The organism is Pseudomonas sp. NCIMB 10586 (genome assembly GCF_023127895.1).
Classification (GTDB): Bacteria; Pseudomonadota; Gammaproteobacteria; order Pseudomonadales; family Pseudomonadaceae; genus Aquipseudomonas; species Aquipseudomonas synxantha_A.
On sequence record NZ_SPKQ01000013.1, the window covers coordinates 41,904 to 61,268 of the forward strand.

A 19,365-nucleotide genomic window follows, 5' to 3' on the forward strand; every position below is an offset into this window, starting at 1 on the left:
ATCCGTCGCGGTGCCCCATGATAAATGGAAATGCTTTTAAACACGTGAACTTATCAGAAGTTTCCTGCTCACATGCCGGTAGCCATTGGTCGTGGCCGCCTGATAAGCTCGCGACTTTATTCGAATGCCCTTTTGGCGCATGAACAAGGAAATAGCATGAAACAGCATCGGTTGGCGGCGGCGGTGGCCCTGGTTAGCCTGGTACTTGCGGGTTGTGATTCGCAGACCAGCGTAGAGCTGAAAACCCCGGCGCAAAAAGCTTCCTACGGCATCGGCCTGAACATGGGCAAGAGCCTTGCCCAAGAAGGCATGGATGACCTGGACTCCAAAGCGGTAGCCCAAGGCATCGAAGATGCTGTCGGCAAGAAAGAGCAGAAGCTCAAAGATGACGAGCTGGTTGAAGCCTTCGCCGCGCTGCAAAAGCGTGCCGAAGAGCGCATGACCAAAATGAGCGAAGAGTCGGCAGCTGCCGGCAAGAAATTCCTCGAAGACAACGCCAAGAAAGACGGCGTCGTCACCACCGCTTCCGGTCTGCAGTACAAGATCGTGAAGAAGGCCGACGGCGCACAGCCCAAGCCAACCGACGTGGTGACTGTTCACTACACCGGCAAGCTCACCAACGGCACCACCTTTGACAGCTCCGTGGATCGCGGCAGCCCGATTGACCTGCCGGTCAGCGGCGTGATCCCGGGTTGGGTCGAAGGCCTGCAACTGATGCACGTTGGCGAGAAGGTCGAGCTGTACATCCCGTCCGACCTGGCCTACGGCGCCCAGAGCCCGAGCCCGGCGATTCCAGCCAACTCCGTGCTGGTATTCGACCTGGAACTGCTGGGCATCAAGGACCCAGCCAAGGCAGAAGCTGCTGACGCACCTGCTGCACCAGCCGCCAAGAAGTAATCGGCGCCTGAACACACAACGCCCCGTCTCGACGGGGCGTTGTTGTTTCTGGGTAAATCCGATAGAACCCGCAGCATTGCGCGCAGTCTGATGTAAGACTCGAGCACGGGTAGCCGCACATACAGGCCAAGTCAATGAAATCTTGGGTTTTTTTTTATGTGCGCAAAAAACGCCCGATCTGACTGTAAGCCTTATAGACCGTGGCTTTCAGCTGATAAAACAGGCTCTGTTCACAAGGTTATCCACAATTTGTGTGGATAACCTTTTACCTCGCCTGGAACTGGAGTGCCTGATGAAACCACCCTTCAACTTCACCCGTTTTCTGCCCATGGCCGCGCGTCTGCTGGGCCGTGGACGTTTGCCGACCTTGCTGTTTGCCGTTGCGGCCAAAGGCTCAAGCCAGGGCAATCGCCTGGGCCAGCTCAAGGATGATCTCAAATTGCTCCAAGCCCTTTGCCTGGCTTACTGGCGCGGCGAATACCGAGCGATCAGCCCCAAGGCGTTGATCTCGGTGGTGGCGGGGTTGATGTACTTTCTGAGCCCGATTGACGCGATCCCGGACTTCATCCCGATGTTCGGCATGTTCGACGACATCGCGGTGCTGGCATGGGTCATGAAGACCCTGAGCGGCGAACTGAGCGCCTTTCGCGCCTGGCGGGATGCGCAACGCCCGGAAAAACTCGCGGTGGTTGAGCGCCTCCCTGCAACGCCTGAGCTGCTGGCCCAGGAAAACCCACAAAAAAACTAATGATGCCGGGGATCCCCCAGCGACCTTCGCGGCTGTTAGGATTACACTTCTAAGGAAAGAACTTACTTAGTAAGTGTTTTTATCCTACGGGGCAGTCATGGATATTCAGATCATTTCACGCGATGGCGCACCCGAATATGCGGTGTTGCCATGGGACCAGTACCAGGCACTGCTAAGAGCTGCCGGTCAGCAGCCACCTACACCCGCTTCTTCTCCTGCCGCCTCTACCGCCATCGACCAGGACCTGCGCCCGCTCGCAGACCTGCGCGGCCTGCGTGAAGCCAAGGGCCTGGCTATCGAGACCCTGGCACGCACGGTGGGGATCAGCCCCTCGTACCTTGGTTTGATTGAAAGTGGTGAACGCCAGCCGGATGCCGCCATTCGCCGCAGCCTGGCCTGGGAATTGGGCGTGGCAGGTTGGAGGGATGAGTCTTGAGCCTACGTATCAGCCGTCAACACTGGGATGGGTTGCTCAACGAATTGGATCAGGCGCGTCGCCAGCGCCATTTGTTGACGTACCGGGCGCTGCTTGAGCGCCTGCAATTTCCGACGCCAGCCATGCAGACCCTGGCGGCTGCCCTGGAGCACCTGGCGGCGCTGGATGCCAAGGCCGAGCAGCCGCTGCGCAGTTCCCTGGTGATCAGCCAGGGTGCCAGCCGCCTGCCACGTACCGGGTTCTTTGAGTGTGTGGAGCGTCTAGGGCGCTTCAGTGGACCCTCCGATGGCGTGGCGGCTGCGTCCTGGCACGCTTCGGAAGTGGTGCGGGTGTTCGAGTACGAATACCCGGAGTCCGCCGAGGCTTAAAGCGCTGCTGAGTACATGTCCAGGCTGTCGATCACATGGATGCTGTAGCCGGCCACGTCCTTGGCATGGTGCTTGGCTTGCGAGGCCAGTTCTGCCAACTGGCTGGCATCGAGTTGCGCACAGGCCTGTGGATACAGATGCACCACACCGATAGACAGCGATAGCAAGGCGAACTCCTGGCGCACGCCCTGACGGTTGAGTGACACGAAACAACCAGCATCCACGTGCTCGGCGCGGTAAAAGCGTCGGCATTGGGTATGGAAGTCGTCCAGCAACTGGTTGAGCCGCTTGCGCCAATCCTGCGGGCCCAGCACCAGCAAAAAGTCATCGCCGCCAATATGCCCGACAAAGTCGCGGCTGGGGTCTACCTGGTCGTTCAGGCATTGCGCCAGGCACAGCAGCACTTCATCCCCACGCCCGTAGCCGTAGATATCGTTGAACGGCTTGAAACTGTCGATATCCACATAACAGATCAGCGACTCGCGCTGTTGCTGCAACAGCCGAGCCAGGCATTGCTGGATCGGTACGTTGCCTGGCAGCAAAGTCAGCGGGTTGGCGTAGCGCGCCTGCTGGATTTTCAGTTCGGTGATCAGCTTGAGCACGTCGATCACCCGGCCCAGGCCCAGATAGTCACCGTTCAACGTGATGATGAAATCTTCTTCGATGCGCTGCCGTGCGCGGCTGGTCAATAAACGGCTGACCTGTTGCAAGGACTGGCTCAACTCCACCGCCAGGAAATCATCGCTCATCAAGCGGCTGATCGGTTTGCGCGCAAACAAGTCGGTCGCGAACGGCTTGAGCAGCGCGTCCGACAGCGAGTGTCGGTGCACAATTCCAATCGGGCGACCGCCGCCATCCAGCACCGCCAGTGAATTGAGATTGGCCTGGTGATGGAACGCTTCCAGCACTTGAGCCGTGGCGGTGTCTTGATCCACCGCTGGCTGTTCGTTCAGCAGGGCGCTGAGGTCGCTGCCTTCATCGCTGAGGGCAGTCGTGGTGTTATCCGGCTTGGGCAACATCAGGCGCGCTTCCTGCGGTGTGCAAACTGCCTTGAGCCAGGATTGAGCCCAATGCATTCAGCGGTTCGGTCACGGTCATGGCGATCTCGATCGAAAAAAAAGGACCGCAGGCGTTAAGCCTGCGGTCCTTTCATTTCACGACAGAATGATGTCTATATGATGACACTGCGTGGAGCGGTCACATTAAATTGCCATCATTTACTGCTTGGCCACCTGCTTGGTGATCTTCAGGTAGTCGAGGAGGATCCGGCCAGTCTCGGCCAAGTAGGCATCATCTTCCGGTTTGGTTTTATCCGCTTCGGTCGGCAAGGCATCTTCATCTTCTTTCTTCAGCTCTTTGAGCGGATCTTCACCCTTGGCTTTGCGGCGAGTGTTTTCCAGCACCAATTGCTGATTCTCGATGCTGGAGTGCTGTGCACGGCGATCCGCTTCGTTGAGGCTGACGGTTTTCTCTTCCATCAGCTTCTTGGCCAGGGCCAGCTTGTCGCGGATAAACACGAACTCGGCATCCTTGGCAGAGCGGGTGTCGTGGTCTGCCTTCAACTGCGTCAGGAACGGCTTGAACGGATCCGACGCCGGCTTGATCGCAGGGCGGATGGTGTCCCATGGCATGGCTTCAGGCAGTGCGCTTTCGCCGATTTCCTTGGTGTCGATAATCGACGGGAAATCGATATCCGGCAGCACGCCCTGATGCTGGGTGCTCTGCCCGGAAACCCGGTAGAACTTGGCCAGCGTCAGTTTCAGCTCGCCATGGTTCAGCGGCTGAATGGTCTGCACGGTGCCCTTGCCGAAAGTCTGGCCGCCGATGATCAGCGCACGGTGATAGTCCTGCATGGCGCCGGCGAAAATCTCTGAAGCCGAGGCCGAGAGACGGTTGACCAGCAACGCCATCGGCCCCTTGTAGAAGGCGCCCGGGTTCTCGTCTTCCAACACGTCGACACGCCCATCAGCATTGCGGACCAACACGGTTGGGCCTTTGTCGATAAACAGGCTGGTCAGCTCGGTGGCTTCTTGCAGGGAGCCGCCGCCGTTGTTGCGCAGGTCGATGACCACGCCGTCGACTTTTTCTTTCTGCAGTTCCGTCAGGATCTTCTTCACGTCGCGGGTGGTGGACTTGTAGTCCGGGTCACCGGCACGGAACGCCTTGAAGTCCAGGTAGAAGGCCGGGATCTCAATCACGCCCAGCTTGTAGTCCTTGCCATCCTGCTTGAGGTTGAGGACTTTCTTCTGCACCGCCTGGTCTTCGAGCTTCACCGCTTCACGGGTGATTGACACGATCTTGCTGGTCTGGTCGTTCGGTGCGTTGGTGTGCGGAATCACTTCCAGGCGCACCACGCTGCCTTTGGGGCCACGGATCAGCTTGACCACTTCGTCCAGGCGCCAGCCGACCACATCGACCATCTCTTTGTCGGCCTGGGCCACGCCAATGATCTTGTCTGCCGGGGCGACCTGCTTGGTCTTGTCCGCCGGACCTGCCGGTACCAAACGTACGATCTTGACCTGGTCATTGTCGCTTTGCAGGACGGCACCAATGCCTTCCAGGGACAGACTCATGTTGATATCAAAGTTTTCCGCGTTATCCGGCGACAGATAATTGGTGTGCGGGTCGTAGGACATCGCGAAGGTGTTGATGTAGGCCTGGAAGATATCTTCGGCACGGGTCTGGTCCAGGCGCGCCAACTGATTCTTGTAGCGCTTGGTCAACAGTTCCTGAATGGCCTTGGGCTCTTTGCCGGCGATCTTCAAGCGCAGCACTTCGTCCTTGACGCGTTTGCGCCACAGGTCGTCCAGCGCTGCCGTGCTGGTCAGCCAAGGGGCATCCTTGCGATCCACCAGAAGGGTTTCCTTCTGGGTGAAGTCGAGCTTGTCGATGCCTTTGTTCAGCTCACCCAGGGCGAAGTCCAGACGCGCTTTGACGCGGTCCAGGTAACGCTTGTAGATGGTGAAGCCGGGCTGCAGGTCGCCGCCTTTGAGGAAGTCGTCGAACTGCGTCTTCCACTTGTCGAACTCAGCGATATCGCTGGCCAGGAAGTAGCTGCGCGACGGATCCAGCAGCTTGAGGTAGCTGTCGTAGATGATCACCGAGCGAGCGTCGTCCAGCGGCGGCTTGCTGTAGTGATGGCGCTTGAGCAACTCGACAACGTTAAGGCTGGCAATCACCTCATCGCGATCAGGCTGAAGGTTGTCCCAGCTATTGGCTGCGAACGTATTGGTCGACATCGACGCGAAGCCGAGACCAATGAAAAAAGCGAGGGCGGTGCTGGGGAACAGATGCTTCATGCTGATTCGACGCGGGGGCAATTGATAACGCATATTAGGCCGTCTTTGAGGGAGCCGGTTCCATATGGTCCGGTCGCATAATGCAAAAAGCCCGACGCTACTGCTACGGGCTCAGTCCAGACTCACTATGGAGGCACTGTGAAAGCATTGCAAGGCGTTGAGGGGCATGTGGAGGGTTAGAAGAACCCAGTCCTACATTCGATGTAGTCCATATTGCCAACAGCCTGACCGAATCCTGGATTGAAATGCAGTCAGTGTGGGAGCTGGCTTGCCTGCGATAGCGGTGCACCAGATGAAGAATTCTTCACTGTTGCACCGCTATCGCAGGCAAGCCAGCTCCCACAGGTTGATCTCTATTGATTCAGGTCCAGTGGTGGATCGGCCAGCCGGCCTGTTCGGCATGGGCGCGCAACACCGGGTCCGGGTTCACTACCTGCGGGTGATCCACCTTGAGCAGCAGCGGCAAGTCATTGCGCGAATCCGAGTAGAAATACGCCCCCTCCAGCGTTTCTCCTTCCTGCTCCAGCCATTCCAGCAGGCGCGTGATCTTGCCTTCACGATAGGTCAGCACGCCTACGGTGCTGCCGCTGTACACGCCGTGGCCGACGTCCAGGTTAATCCCCAACACTTCTTCAATACCGATACGCGCCGCAATCGGCGTGACCAGGTGAGTGCCCGAGGCGGAAATCACCAGGATCCGGTCGCCATTCGCACGGTGGCGGGCGATGGTCTTGGTGGCGTCGCTATAGATCAGCGGCTCGATCACGTCCTCAACCCACGGCTCCACCAGATGCTCGATTTCTTCCGGGGTGCGGCCGATCATCGGCTCCAGGCTGAAGTCCATGAAGTCTTCCATGCGCAACTCGCCTCGGCTGTAGGCGTCCATCAATTCGTTGTTCCTGCGCATGAAAGACTCAGGGTCTACCCAGCCCAGGCGGCCCATCTGTTCGCTCCACAGGGTGGCGCAGTCGCCGTGGATCAGGGTGTCGTCCAGATCAAAAATTACCAATGCCATCCGTCATGTTCTCTCTCAATAGGTCGCTGCCTGTCAGGCTACTTCACACAGGGCGCTGGGGTCGATGGAAAGTGCCAGGCGCTGGCCGTCCGGGTGCAGGTCGTCGGCCGAGCGATTGAGCACGTCGACCACCAATTCCACGCCACGGGCTTCGATGCGGTAGCGAATCACGTTACCCAGCAAGCTGTGGCTGCGCACCAGCGCATCGAGCTCGCCGCTGCGGCTCAACTCGATGGCCTCGGGGCGAATGGCAATGCGCCCCTTGATTGGCCGTTGCAACAACTGGCTGGCCTTGTCGGCATCGAGCAGGTTGTAGTTGCCGATAAAACCGGCGGCAAACACATCCACCGGGGCGGTATAGAGGGTTTCGGCATCGCCGCTCTGCACGATCTTGCCCTGGTTCATCAAAAAGATGCGGTCGGACATGGTCAGGGCTTCTTCCTGGTCATGGGTCACGAAAATCGTGGTCAGCCCCAGTTCGCGCTGGATCTGGCGGATCTGTTCGCGCAAGTGCTTGCGAATACGTGCATCCAATGCCGACAGCGGTTCATCGAGCAACAGCAGGCGCGGGCGGGTCACCAGGGAGCGGGCGAGGGCGACGCGCTGGCACTGGCCGCCGGACATCTGGTGCGGATAGCGGCCGGCCAGTTCCGTTAGCTCAACCAATTGCAGCACTTCCTGCACGCGCTTGTGGCTGTCGTCGGCGTTGACCTTTTGCATGCGCAGGCCGAACGCGACGTTCTGTTCCACGGTCATGTTGGGGAACAGCGCGTAGCTCTGGAACACCATGCCGATCTGACGTTTCTGCGGGCTCAGGGGCACGATGTCCTGCCCATCCAGCAGGATTGTGCCGCTGTCTACCGAGGTTAACCCCGCGATGCAACGCAGCAGGGTGGACTTGCCGCAACCGGACGGGCCGAGCAGGGTGACGAACTCGCCCTTGGCGATTTCACAGTTGATATCGCTGAACACTGGCGTGCCGGTGTAGCTTTTTTGCAGATGTTGGACGCTGACGAAGCTCATTGGCTTTTGTCCTTGTTCAAGATATTGGCGGCCCAGGTCAGCACCAGCACAAAGAAGAAATAGGAGATCACAATGGCACTGGTGAAGTGGCCGCTGCTGTTGCGCATGTTGTTGAGGTACACCTGCAGGGTCTCGTAGCGCGTGCCGACGAGGATGTTGGCGAACACGAACTCACCGAACAGGAACGAGAACGACAACAGCAATGCCACCATCAGGCCTTTGCGCAGGTTAGGCAGCACCACCAGGATCGCCGCTTGCCAGGTGCTGGCGCCGAGCAGTTGCGAGGCGTCCATCAGGTCGCGCAGGTTGATGGCTTGCAGGTTGTTGGTGATCGCCCGGTACATGAACGGCAGCGCCACGGTGAAGTAGCAGCCGATCAGAATCCACGGCGTACCCACCATCGCCAACGGCCCGGAACCGTACAGTTGCAGCAAACCGACTGAAGACACCACCGGCGGCACCGCGAAGGGCAGCAGAATCAGAATGTTCATCAGCGCATCAAGCTTGGGAAAGTGGTAATGCACCACGAACAGCAGCGGCAAAATCAATACCACCGAAAGGATCAACGCGCCCACACACACCAGCAACGATTGCCCGAACGCCATCAGAAAGCGCGGGTCGCTCCACAGCTGTACGTACCATTTCACGCTGAATCCGGCGGGCAGGATAGTCGCCGACCAACTGCTGGAGATCGAGTAGACAAAGGTGCCGATCAGCGGCAGTACCAGAATAAGGAACAGCAGGTACACCACTACCCGATGGTAGAGGGAGGCCGGGCCGGCATCAGCGCGAGACATGGTAGCTCCTCTTGAGCAGCAGTTGATGGACCACGGTGACCACCGTCATCAGCGCCACCAGTACCACGGCCAGGGCGCTGGCCATGTTCGGGTCCAGCGACACATCACCAGAGACCAGCCCCGCGATGCGGATCGGCAGCACGTTGAAGTTGCCGGTGGTCAGGGCGTAGACCGTGGCGTAGGCGCCAAGGGCGTTGGCCAACAGGATTACGAAAGTGCCAAGCAGGGCAGGGGTGAGCACCGGCAAGCCGATATGTCGCCAGAACTGCCAGCCATTGGCGCCGAGCAGCGCAGCCGACTCACGCCAGTCTTCGCGCAATGCATCAAAGGCCGGGTAGAGCAACAGCACACCAAGAGGAATCTGGAAGTAGGTGTAGAGGATGATCAAGCCGGTCTTGGAGTACAGGTTGAAGTCCTGAATGATCCCGGCCTGCTTGAGCATGATGGTGATGCTGCCGTTGAAGCCCAGCAGGATGATGAACGCGAAGGCCAGGGGCACGCCGGAGAAGTTGCTGGTCATGTTGGCAAAGGCCGTGACGAAGTTGCGCAGCGGCGAATCCACCCGGCGCAACGAATAACTGCCCAAGGTGGCGATGACGATGCCGAAGATGCTGGAGTAGAAACTGATCTCCAGGCTAAACTGAATCGCCTGCCGGTAGAACTTCGAACTGAAGATCCGTGTGAAGTTTTCCAGGCCCCAACCGGCCTCTTCGGTTTGCAGGCTGTTGATCAGCACCCATACCAGCGGCGCGATCTCGAACACGATAAAGAACAGTGCGAAGGGCACCAGGCACAGCAGGGCCAGCCATTTGCCGCGGGTCATCGAATTCACTTGAGCAACTCCCGGCACACCGGTTTGTCGTGCGGCACGCCAAGCAGCTCGCAGACGGTACCGCACAGATCGGTTTGTTTCGGCGCGGCGTCAGCATCCAGGCTGAAGGCGTCACCGAGGACAAACAGCGGCACTTCGCGCTCTTGCGGCAATAGGCCGTTGTGAGAGCGGTCGTTGTTCATGCCGTGGTCGGCCGTGACCAGCACCTGGTAGCCGGCGTCGAGCCAGCCTTGCAGGTAGTCGGCCAGGATAATGTCGGCCGAACGGGCGCTGTTGCGGTATTGCGGGGTGTCGAGGCCATGCTTGTGGCCGGCATCGTCGATATTCATCGGATGCACCAGCAAAAAGTTGGGCGCGTGCTTGAGCCGCAGGCTCTCGGCATCGGCGAACAGATGGGAATCCGGATAGTGGTCAGTCCAGTAGAAATGCCCGTGCTGGATCGCCAGTGCCTTGTTGTCGGTGTGACGATCGCGGGCGGCGAGAAAGGGCGTGCGGTTATACAACTCGCTGACCCAGTGGTAAGCCGCCGCAGCGGTGCTCAAGCCGGCGTCGGTGGCGTAATTGAAAATGCTGCGCTGGTTGGACAGGCGCGAGACGTTGTTATGGACAATGCCGCTGTCAATCGGTGGCACGCCGGTGAGGATGCATTCATACAACGGGCGGGACAGGGCGGGCAGTTCGCATTCCAGTTTGTAGAGGGCTGCGCGTCCTGCGCCGACGTAGGCCTGCAAGTGTCCCATGGCGTGCTGGGCGACCTCGAAGTTCAGGCCGTCGAGCACGACAAGGATGACAGTGTGCTTCATGGGGGCTGGGGCTCCGCGACAGATGGGCAGATATCGTTTTTTCGGTTGAAACCGGATCAAATGTGGGAGCTGGCTTGCCTGCGATGGCGGTGTATCAGTGGACACCAATGTTGAATGTCAGACCGCTATCGCAGGCAAGCCAGCTCCCACACTGACCGCACTTCGATCAGAGAGACCGATTACTTCATCTCTACGATGACCTGCTCGTTCCACATCTGCGGAAGCTTCTTGGACGTCGCTTCCCAGGCATCGGCATCTTTGATCGGCTGCGGGTTGGCCTTGGTGTATTGCTCGCCCGGGATCAGGTTCTTGGCGATATCGGCCGGCAGCTTCAGGTCGGTTTCCGCACGGATCGGACGCGCATTGCCCTTGGCCAGGTTGAGTTGGCCGGCATCGCTGAAGATGTATTCGCGGGTCAGCTTGGCGGCGTTCGGGTGCTTGGCGTATTTGTTGATGATGGTGGTGTAGCCCGATTTCACCGAGCCATCCGATGGAATCAGCACCACGTAGTCATCCGGGTTGGCCATCTTGGCTTTGTAGCTCAGGCCGTTGAAGTCCCAGACAATGCCAACTTCGACTTCGCCTTTTTCCATGGTGGCGATGGTCGGGTTGGACAGTGAGAGGCGACCTTGCTGGGCGATCCTGGTGAAAAACTGCAGGCCCGGTGCGATGTTTTTCTCGTCGCCCTTGTTGGCGATAGCGGCGGCGAGTACCGCATTGGAGGCTTGGGCTGCGGTGCTTACATCACCCACCGACACCTTGTATTTGCCGGTTTGCAGGTCGGCCCAACTGGTCGGGACTTCGGAGCCGTGCAGCAGTTTTTTGTTGACGATAAACGCGATGGTGCCGGTATAGGCCAGGGCCCAGTGACCGTCCTTGTCTTTTGCCCAATCCGGAACCTGCGCCCAGGTGGAGGGTTTGTATGGCTGGGTGACTTCCTGCTTCACCGCGATCGGGCCGAAGGCTGCGCCCACGTCACCGATATCGGCACTGGCGTTGTCTTTTTCGGCTTTGAACTTGGCGATTTCCTGGGCCGAACTCATGTCGGTGTCGATGTGCTTGAGGCCGTAGGTCTTGGCCAGGTCTTCCCAGGTGCCTTTCCAGTTGGCCCAATCATCGGGCATGCCGACGCTGTTGACGGCGCCTTCCGCCTTGGCGGCGGCTTCCAGTGTTTTTATATCGGTATCAGCGGCCATGGCGGCGGTGCACATGGCAATGGTCGAGCCTAACAGTGATGCCAGGAAAAGCTGTTTCATCCGAAGCTCCTTTGGGCGTTTTACACGCGGCGTCTTATACGAACGTTGGCGAGGGTGTGGTCTAGGTCAGCAATACCTGAGCCAATTTAGGCCCGATGGATGACAGTTTCATGTCGATGTCGTTTTTGAAGCACGGGTGTCGCTCAGTTCAGACTTAGCGTAGACCATGCCCAACAGCCCGCAGGCCCTGGACTTGGCCGATGTATTGCAGGGTGTGGTGCAGGCGGTGGATACCGGCTGTCATCTGTCGGTCATCTGTAATGCCTAGGCTGGCTCGCAGCAGCAAAAGCCCAGATAGAGCGCGATTTGTGCACCTGAACGGTGCTGGTCTAGTCCAGATAGGTAACGTTGATGCGGGATGAGGCAATCAAGGCGGTAACTTCCATCGGCCTGGCGCTGCAAGAGCAGATCGACCACGGCCTGTTGCCGCCAGCCAGCAAATTGCCCGCCGAGCGCAAGCTCAGCGAGTTGTTTGGTACCACCCGCATTACCGTGCGGGAAGCCTTGTTACAACTGGAGGCCCAAGGACAGATTTATCGCGAAGAGCGCCGGGGCTGGTTCGTCTCGCCACCGCGGCTGGCCTATAACCTGATGCAGCGCAGCCACTTTCACGCGATGGTCAGCGACCAGGGGCGTGAGGCTTCCACGCAGGTCATTTCCGCACGCTTGCAACCGGCGTCGGCGGCGGTGTGCGCGTGGTTGCAGTTGCCGGCGTTGTCGAGCGTGATCCAGATTTGCCGGGGCCGCAGGATTGACGGACGCCTGGTGTTGTACGTGGAGCACTACCTGAACCCGCAGTATTTTCCGGGGATCCTGGCGTGTGATTTGAATCAGTCGATGACTGAGCTGTATGCCAGCAAATATGACTTGCACTACGGGCGGGTGCGTTTCGAGATTGTGCCGACCTCACTGCCGGTGGAAGCGGCCGCTGCGCTGCGCGTCTCGGTGGGCAGCCCGGGCTTGCGCATCGCCCGGGTCAACTATGACCAGCACCAGCGTTTGATCGACTGCGACCTGGAGTTCTGGCGCCATGATGCGATTCATGTGGGGGTAGACGTTATGGCGTCAGCGCCTTGATCACCTGATCCACATTGGTTTGCAACTCTGTTACCGGTTCGGCGCCGTCCACATTCAACACCAGCAGTGTGGAGCCACCTGCAGTGACAGCTGCTTTTACCACTTCACTCGGCTGACGATGGTGCAACACCACCGCCACTTCGTTGTCCTTGAGCTGCGCACTGAGTTTTTGCAGCGCTTCAGGCGTCCAGTCTGCGTCTGGGCGAGCATCGGTGCTGACCAGTTCCAGGTTCAAGCTGCTGATCAAATAGGCAAAGTGATCGCTCAAGCTGACCACACTCAGGTTATCGGCCTTGGCCAGGCGCGCCTCGCTGTCGGCGGTGAGCTTGAGCAGGCGTTGCTTGAGTGCCGCCAGGTTGGTATCGATCTTTGGTTTGGCGCCTGGGGCGAGACGGCTCAGGTCGGCGGCCAATACATCGGCCATACGGCCCAGATTGTTGCTCGATTGCCAGGGTTGGCTGTTGAGGCCATCGGTGACACCCGGTTGTACCGCAATGCCCGGCAAGCCACCGTCCACCGGGCGTGCAGCGTCCACTTCAACGATGCGGATATTGCTGCGCCGTGCCACGGGGTACAGCGGATCATCGGCCCACAGCGAGCGCAAGCCGATGGCGGCGTCGGCGTCCTGCGCCAAGGTGTTGAGTGCCGCCGCGCCGCGGCCGGTGAAGTAGGACACCTGCCGCGAGCCAGGTAGGTTGGCTGGCGCGGCGCGTTCAAGTTGCACGTCGGTATCCTTGAGCAGCACTTCGGCCAAACCGTAGGTAATGGGCAGCGAGGCCAGCACCTTGACCGGTTTGACCGACTTGGCCTTGGTCAGCGCGGCATGGCCGAGGCCGTGATTGGCCTTGAATTCCTTCGGGTCAAAACCATCAACGGCAGCCAGTGCCGATGTACTGATCAAGCAAGCGATGGCCAGGGCCATTGGGCGAAAGACAGTGCGCATTATCCAAGATTCCCTTTGAGGCTGGGCACGGTGCCGCGGGCGATGGCGGCGAAGGCGAAGGCGATACCGGCAACCAGAATGATTGCGGCGCCGGACGGGATCGGCAGGTCGAAGATGATCGGCAGCAGGATGCCGCACAGGGTACTCACAGTGGCGATCAGCACCGAGACCCAGAAGAAGCCCTTGAGCGATTGGCTCAACAGGCGCGCCGCGGCGGCAGGGATCACCAGCAGCGCACCGACCAGGATCGCGCCGATCACCTTGACCGCAGCCACGGTGATCAGCGTCACCAGGATCACGAACAGGTAGTCCAGCGTCTTCACCGCCACACCGCGCACCGCTGCCAGTTGCGGGTTGAAGCTGGCGAGCATGATGCGGTTGTACAGTGGCAATGCCAGGGCCATGACCAGCGAACCGACGATTGCCAGTACCAGCAAGTCATTGCCGTTGACCGTCAGTACCGAGCCAAACAAAACGTTTTCGAGGATATGCACGTTGATCTTGCCGGCCAGGATCAGCAGCAGGCTGGCGCCCAGCGCCAGCGACACCGACAGGAACACGCCGATCAAGGTATCCGGCGCCAGGCCGGTACGATTGCGCAGGTAGTTGAGCAGGATGCCGAACAGCAGGCAGTAGCCGAACAGGCTGCCATAGGGCCCGGTGTAGGGTTCGCCCAGCAGGATGCCTACGGCCACGCCGGTCAGCGCAGCATGGCCGACCGCTTCGGAGAAAAACGCAAAGCGCTTGACCACCACCAGGGTACCCAGGCCGCCCAGTACCGGGCCGATCAGCAAGCCGGCGAGCAGGGCGTTGACCACAAACCCGTAGGCCAGGGCTTCCGGCAGGTAACCGGAAGACGCCCAGCCCTGGACCATCAAGCGAAAGGCTTCATAACTCATTGCGCCGGGCTCCGCGGGTGAGTGGAGAACAGGGTCAGCAGGCGGTCTGGGGTCAGCGCCTCTTTTGGCGTGGCGTCGAACAGCACGCGGCGGTTCAGGCCGGTGACACGGTCAGCCAGGCGGCCGACGGCTTCCAGGTCGTGCTCGATCCACAGCACGGTGATCCCGGCCAGGCGCCAATCATTGAGCAGCCGTTCGAACACCTGGATGCCGGCTTCATCAAGGGCCGACATGGGTTCGTCCAGCACCAGCAGTTGCGGTGCAGGGATCAGGCCCTGGGCCAGCAGCACGCGCTGGCGTTCACCGCCGGACAACGCGCCCATGCGACGCTTGCGTTTGTCGTGCATGCCGACGCGCTCAAGTGCGTCACCGATCGCCGCTGCGTAATGCCGGGACAGGCCAAGGAACGCAGGCCGCCGTTGGCACATGGCAGCCATGAAATCGTCGACGGTCATCGGCAGGCCGCGGTCGAACTCCAGCGCCTGAGGCACGTAGCCAATGGTGCCGGGCGCGGCCGGCCACTCCAGGCTTAAACGGCCCTGGTGGGGCGTTTGGCCGAGCAGGGTCTTGATCAGCGAGCTTTTGCCGCCGCCATTCGGACCGACCAGCGCATGGATGCTGCCTGGCTGTACCTGGAAATTCACGTCATCGAGGATCACGGTGCGCCCCAGGGTCAGCGAGACCTGGTCGAAGTTCAGGGTCGGGCCGACGCTGACGGCGTTCAGTTGTTGCGCCGCGGTCATGCCCCTGACTCCTGGATTGCGCGGACCACGGTGTTGAGGTTGCCGGTCATTTCCACTTCGTATTTTTCAGCGCTGTAGTCGCCATAGGAAATATGCGACAGCGGGTACAGCTTGACCCCGGATTCACGCTGGATGGTCTCGACGTAGGTGGACGGGAAATCCATCTCCGAAAAGATCACCTTCACATCCAGGGCGCGCAGTTCATCGATGGTTTTCTTCAACTGGCTGGGGCTTGGCTCGATACCATGGGCCGGTTCTACCACTGCGGTGACTTCCAGGCCGAACTCGCGCAACAGATAGTCGTAGGCTGCGTGCACCGTGGCAACGCGCAGGTCCGGGTTGGGGGCGCTGGTCAGCTTGGCCAGGGCGTCGGCGCGCATCTGGCGCAGGCGCTTGCCATAGGCGCGGGCGTTCTGGGTGTAGGTTTTGGCGTTGTCCGGATCGAGCTTGCCCAACTCGCGGGCGATGTTGTTGACCTGGGCAATCGATGCACTGATCGACAGGAAGGTGTGCGGGTTGACCACCTTGCCCGCACCGCGCGCGGCATTGCCGGTGGCCGCCAGCAGCGGCACGTTGGCGTTGGCCTCGATCACCTTGATGTCCGGGCGCTCGCTGGTGGCGATCATGCGGTCGGCGAAGTCGTCATGGCCAACCCCGTTGAGCACGATCACGTCCAGGGTACCGATGCGCTTGATGTCGTCGGCGCGGGGCTCGTAGGCGTGTGGATTGAAGCCGGCCGGGATCAGCGGTACCACTTCGGCCTTGTCGCCGACGATATTGGCCACGTAGCTGTAGTAGGGGTGGAGGGTGATGCCGATACGCAGGCGTTTCGCTGCTTCGGCATTCACCAGGGGAGCGAGCAGCAGGCTGAGGAAGCTGACCACTAACAGGCGCAACAGGGGTGATGAAATAGACATGGGCAATCGGTCTTCTCGTTCAGTGACGATGCTGGCGGGTCACGCCGGCATCGAATTGCGCAACCACTTGCTGCCAGCCGGCTGCGATCAGTGCCTGGTCAGTGAGGTCGGCGGGGGCGGCAAGATTGACGCTGCGGTTGAGCCAGATATCCGGCTCGTCGCCCTGCACGCGCATCAGCAGCGAGCCGCTGGTGGCCGGTGCCTGGCTCAAGCCCAGGTAGGCTGCCGAGGGGAGTAACTGCCAGCGATGGCCACCACGGCTGACCGAGCTGGCATCCTGGGCAAAGGGGGCGAAGCCTTCGTCGGCCAGTTGCTCAGGTGTCGGCAGGGCGCTTTGCTCCTGCTGCAACAAGTGGATTTCATCCAGAGTCACCCGCAGGTCGGCGTAGATGCCTTGCTCGGCGGCGCTCAGGTCACGGCGGGCGTCCAACTGGTGGCTTGGCAGCGCCGCAATTTCCTGGGTTTCACCGTGCAGCGCCACGACCGTACCCGCCACCGCCAGGATGAGCAGACACAGCAGCAACACATAGAGCGTTTCATGGCCGGCACCGGCGGGGCGTACAACCTGTGTGGTACTCATTGCGCCTGGATATCCGCTTGGTCGATTTCCACCACGTGGCCGGGGCCTGCATCAAACAGCACATAGAACTCGGCTGCGGGCTTCTTGAAGGTCAGGGTCGAATCTTCACCGAGCTTGCCGGGCACCAGGATGGTTTCGTCGTAGCCGATCACATCCAGCGTCACGCCGGGTGCGCCACTGCCGTCGGAAAAGCCGCCCTTGCACTGGATCTGCTCGCCGGGGATTTCCTTGCATTCGCACATCGGGTTGTGGGCAAAGGCGGTGGTACTCAAGCCGGCGCACAGTAACAGTGCGGCGCGGGTCAGGCGCTTGAACGTCATGGTTTAACTCCTTGCTTGTTCAGCCAGGCAATGGTGGCAGGCGAAGCCTGGTTCAGCGGGATGGAACCCTGGTGCATGCTGCCGTCCCAGCCTTCCATGGTCACCCAGACTTCGGCGTCCACCGGTGTGCGTTCCGGCACTGGCAGGGCGGCGCCCATGCGGTATGGCGTACCGAAGAAGATCACCCCGGCGGCGCGCAGGCTGCGGGGTTTACCGATACGCAGGTAGGTGGCCTTGACTTCGTTGGCGCAGGTGTCACACAGGGCGGCGTTGAAGAATTTCATCGGCCCGGCCGGGTTTGGGCTCGGGCCTTCATTGCGGAACTCGGCCAGGGTCAGGCTCCAGGGGCCGACTTGCACTTGCCCGGCTACGCGCTCGCCGATGCCGGTATCCCCGCGAAACAGTGCGGCGTCGGCGAAGTACTTGGGCGTGAACCCCAGCGGTATCAGCAACAGCAGAACATTGATGTGAAAACGCCATTTCAGCCAGAAGGCGCGCAGGGGGGATGGCGGTACGGTCGCGACCTTGCTCATCGCTGTGCCTCCGAGGTTTTGGCGTGCATGGCCGGGATAGAAGCGGGCTGACGTTGCGTCTTGGCTTCGCGCTTGAGGGCATTGAGGGTGGCCAGGGCCGTGCGCTTGGTCCAGATCAGCAAGCCGCTCAATACCATCATGCTCAGCACCAGGCCGAAGAAGGCCCAGATCAACTTGATCCACAAGCCGCCGAAGTCACCGGTGTGCAACGGGCGCATCGACTCGGTGACGAACTCCAGGGGGGTGCGGTCGGACAACAGGTTCGAGACAGCAATTTCACCGTCATAGGGGTTCAGTTGCGCGGTCTGGAACATCAACGGGTACCAGCCGCGCCCGCCGATTTGCAGGTGGCTGTACGCGTTGCTTGGCATGAACACAAAGCTGGCGTCCAGCCCCGGGATTTTTTCGGCGGCGATGTCGATGGCCTTATCGATAGGGATCATCGGTGCCGGGACGCCCGACGCCGACAATGGCACCTTTTCACGGGCAATCACCGGCACGATGGGTTCACTGGAAATGGATATCTGGTTGTCGCTCAAGGCCGCCTCGATCAGGAACCAGGTGCCGGTGATTGAAATGACCGCGATAAACCAGATGGACCAGATGCCGCTCAGGCGGTGAAAGTCGCCCCAGAAGATCCGCGCACCGTGTCGGATACGCAGGGTAGGGCGCAGGAAACCTTTCCAGAAGCGTTTGTACACCACCAGCCCGGTGATCAGCGAGGCAAGCAGTGGCAAGCCCAGCGCGGATACCAGGTACCAGCCCCAGCTGTACCCATTGGTGAACGGCACCAGCCACCAGCCATGCAGCGCGCGGGTAAATTGCTGGAAGTTGAACGAGGGGCTGATGCCCTGGATCGCTCCGGTATAGGGGTTGGCGTAGACGTCCACCGAGCGCCCATCCGGGTAGCTGAGGCCGACGCTCAGGGCGAAGTGCGACTCATCCGGGCGAATGATGGACTGGACGATTGCCTTGGGCTCATCGCGCTTGATGGCCGCGATCACCTGGTCAAAGCTCAGTGGCTGGGCGTCATCCGACGGCTTGCTCGCACGGATATCCGGGTTGGCCAGCCACACGATTTCCTGGCTCACCACGGCCAGGGTGCCGGTGACACAGACGATCAGTACAAAGAACCAGATGGGCAACGCCAGCCAGCTATGTACGAGAAACCAGAGTTTGGAGCGTGACTTCTTCGACATATGAATGAGGGTCTTGAGCGAAGGGGGCAATGAAAGCCCGGAAAAGGCCAGTCGTAGCTTTTGCTGACGCGACGGGCTGTATCTAAATTAAGACGAATGAGAATGAGAAATCCCTAAGGCGCATATGAAAGAAAATGTTTCAGGTTCACATTCAGGCCGCATTTGAGAGCTGATCGAACACGCAATACACCAGCCCGCAGGCGTTCAGCGGCTTGCGTGAGGCCGGGCCTGACCTCCAGGGACGTGATCATGCCGCTGGGTGATTTCGTCATCAGCCATGCATTTGAGCGCCACTGCCTCGCGCCCAGCCCCTGGCTCAGCGGAAGTGCGGCTACGTAGTTATATAAGTAGAAATAACGCTCTCTATAACAGCGGCGCGCGTTGCTTTCAGTATTATTTGTTTTTCAAATAGCTTGGCTTGAACGAAAGCCCCCCCCTTGTCATTAAAGGGTGTTGGCGCGGGTGCAGGTTAATTCCAGACAAATTACAAGTTTATTGTATTGACACATTGGCGGGTATCGGCTTTAGTGGGTGCGGACTTGGAAGTCGAAATATTATAAAAAGGAAGTTGATTGCATGACCGTGCTAGTCGTTTATTCGCGCCCTCAAGTGGCGAACTGTTATATCTCTCTGGTGCCGGTGATCAAATTAGTTACTTGATCGTGGTCTGTCGTATCTCC

The 19,365-nt window shown here is 59.8% G+C and carries 20 protein-coding genes and 1 pseudogene; 5 read left to right on the forward strand and 16 right to left on the reverse strand.

Annotated features, from left to right (window positions below; all coding sequences use genetic code 11):
* Positions 1-156 precede the first annotated feature (156 nt).
* The 4 genes from E4P01_RS06665 to E4P01_RS06680 all read left to right on the forward strand — a co-directional run bounded on the left by E4P01_RS06665 (position 157) and on the right by E4P01_RS06680 (position 2,449).
* Positions 157-897 (forward strand): FKBP-type peptidyl-prolyl cis-trans isomerase, encoded by a 741-nt coding sequence (locus E4P01_RS06665; RefSeq protein ID WP_005786709.1) that lies wholly within the window; start codon positions 157-159, stop codon positions 895-897.
* A 292-nt stretch (positions 898-1,189) separates the two neighbouring features.
* A complete protein-coding gene (locus E4P01_RS06670) occupies positions 1,190-1,645 on the forward strand; it encodes a DUF1232 domain-containing protein (RefSeq protein ID WP_005786711.1) in 456 nt (151 codons plus the stop codon).
* A gap of 97 nt (positions 1,646-1,742) precedes the next feature.
* The gene (locus E4P01_RS06675; RefSeq protein ID WP_078820792.1) at positions 1,743-2,081 is read left to right on the forward strand and encodes a helix-turn-helix transcriptional regulator; all 339 of its coding nucleotides are present in this window, start codon (positions 1,743-1,745) and stop codon (positions 2,079-2,081) included.
* Positions 2,078-2,449 carry a hypothetical protein gene (locus E4P01_RS06680; RefSeq protein ID WP_005786715.1) on the forward strand — a complete coding sequence of 124 codons (372 nt, stop codon included), beginning with the start codon at positions 2,078-2,080 and terminating at the stop codon, positions 2,447-2,449. The genes E4P01_RS06675 and E4P01_RS06680 overlap by 4 nt, the downstream gene beginning before the upstream one ends.
* On the opposite strand, the pseudogene E4P01_RS06685 reads toward E4P01_RS06680, so the two are convergent.
* From E4P01_RS06685 to E4P01_RS06720, 8 genes and pseudogenes are all read right to left on the reverse strand, one after another.
* Positions 2,446-3,486 (reverse strand): annotated as a pseudogene (locus tag E4P01_RS06685) (GGDEF domain-containing protein); the annotation flags it as partial. The gene E4P01_RS06680 and the pseudogene E4P01_RS06685 sit on opposite strands and share 4 nt — an antisense overlap.
* A gap of 180 nt (positions 3,487-3,666) precedes the next feature.
* Positions 3,667-5,748, reverse strand: coding sequence for a carboxy terminal-processing peptidase (locus E4P01_RS06690; protein ID WP_228309648.1), 2,082 nt, complete (start codon positions 5,746-5,748; stop codon positions 3,667-3,669).
* Positions 5,749-6,109: 361 nt separating this feature from the next.
* Positions 6,110-6,763, reverse strand: coding sequence for an HAD family hydrolase (locus E4P01_RS06695; protein WP_032876994.1), 654 nt, complete (start codon positions 6,761-6,763; stop codon positions 6,110-6,112).
* Positions 6,764-6,796: 33 nt separating this feature from the next.
* The gene (locus E4P01_RS06700) at positions 6,797-7,786 is read right to left on the reverse strand and encodes an ABC transporter ATP-binding protein (protein ID WP_032876992.1); all 990 of its coding nucleotides are present in this window, start codon (positions 7,784-7,786) and stop codon (positions 6,797-6,799) included.
* On the reverse strand, positions 7,783-8,583 hold the full coding sequence (locus tag E4P01_RS06705; RefSeq protein ID WP_216090994.1) for an ABC transporter permease: 801 nt from the start codon (positions 8,581-8,583) through the stop codon (positions 7,783-7,785). The genes E4P01_RS06700 and E4P01_RS06705 overlap by 4 nt, the downstream gene beginning before the upstream one ends.
* Positions 8,570-9,406, reverse strand: a complete 837-nt coding sequence (locus tag E4P01_RS06710; RefSeq protein ID WP_177464543.1) for an ABC transporter permease subunit — start codon at positions 9,404-9,406, stop codon at positions 8,570-8,572. Before E4P01_RS06710 ends, E4P01_RS06705 begins: the two co-directional genes overlap by 14 nt.
* Positions 9,407-9,411: 5 nt before the next feature.
* Positions 9,412-10,218 (reverse strand): alkaline phosphatase family protein, encoded by an 807-nt coding sequence (locus E4P01_RS06715; RefSeq protein WP_216090995.1) that lies wholly within the window; start codon positions 10,216-10,218, stop codon positions 9,412-9,414.
* Between the two features lie 179 nt (positions 10,219-10,397).
* Positions 10,398-11,474 carry an ABC transporter substrate-binding protein gene (locus E4P01_RS06720; protein WP_216090996.1) on the reverse strand — a complete coding sequence of 359 codons (1,077 nt, stop codon included), beginning with the start codon at positions 11,472-11,474 and terminating at the stop codon, positions 10,398-10,400.
* 351 nt (positions 11,475-11,825) lie between these two features.
* On the opposite strand from E4P01_RS06720, the gene E4P01_RS06725 reads away from it, so the two are divergent.
* On the forward strand, positions 11,826-12,551 hold the full coding sequence (locus E4P01_RS06725; RefSeq protein WP_032876981.1) for a UTRA domain-containing protein: 726 nt from the start codon (positions 11,826-11,828) through the stop codon (positions 12,549-12,551).
* On the opposite strand, the gene E4P01_RS06730 is transcribed toward E4P01_RS06725, so the two are convergent.
* From E4P01_RS06730 to E4P01_RS06765, 8 genes are read right to left on the reverse strand one after another with little or no spacing between them, the layout of a single operon-like run.
* Positions 12,532-13,494 (reverse strand): zinc ABC transporter substrate-binding protein, encoded by a 963-nt coding sequence (locus tag E4P01_RS06730; RefSeq protein WP_216090997.1) that lies wholly within the window; start codon positions 13,492-13,494, stop codon positions 12,532-12,534. The genes E4P01_RS06725 and E4P01_RS06730 overlap by 20 nt on opposite strands.
* Positions 13,494-14,393: a metal ABC transporter permease gene (locus E4P01_RS06735; protein ID WP_005786732.1), complete on the reverse strand. Its 900-nt coding sequence runs from the start codon at positions 14,391-14,393 to the stop codon at positions 13,494-13,496. The genes E4P01_RS06730 and E4P01_RS06735 overlap by 1 nt, the downstream gene beginning before the upstream one ends.
* Positions 14,390-15,136, reverse strand: coding sequence for a metal ABC transporter ATP-binding protein (locus E4P01_RS06740; protein WP_078820796.1), 747 nt, complete (start codon positions 15,134-15,136; stop codon positions 14,390-14,392). Before E4P01_RS06740 ends, E4P01_RS06735 begins: the two co-directional genes overlap by 4 nt.
* Positions 15,133-16,053: a metal ABC transporter substrate-binding protein gene (locus E4P01_RS06745; RefSeq protein WP_078820797.1), complete on the reverse strand. Its 921-nt coding sequence runs from the start codon at positions 16,051-16,053 to the stop codon at positions 15,133-15,135. Before E4P01_RS06745 ends, E4P01_RS06740 begins: the two co-directional genes overlap by 4 nt.
* Before the next feature lie 19 nt (positions 16,054-16,072).
* Entirely contained in the window at positions 16,073-16,633 is a 561-nt protein-coding gene (locus E4P01_RS06750) for a DUF6162 family protein (RefSeq protein WP_078820798.1), read from the reverse strand.
* Entirely contained in the window at positions 16,630-16,953 is a 324-nt protein-coding gene (locus tag E4P01_RS06755) for a hypothetical protein (protein ID WP_005786738.1), read from the reverse strand. Before E4P01_RS06755 ends, E4P01_RS06750 begins: the two co-directional genes overlap by 4 nt.
* Complete coding sequence (locus tag E4P01_RS06760) at positions 16,950-17,486, reverse strand: thiamine pyrophosphate-binding protein (protein ID WP_216090998.1); 537 nt, start codon at positions 17,484-17,486, stop codon at positions 16,950-16,952. The genes E4P01_RS06755 and E4P01_RS06760 overlap by 4 nt, the downstream gene beginning before the upstream one ends.
* A complete protein-coding gene (locus E4P01_RS06765; protein ID WP_032876963.1) occupies positions 17,483-18,685 on the reverse strand; it encodes a PepSY domain-containing protein in 1,203 nt (400 codons plus the stop codon). The genes E4P01_RS06760 and E4P01_RS06765 overlap by 4 nt, the downstream gene beginning before the upstream one ends.
* Positions 18,686-19,365 lie beyond the last annotated feature (680 nt).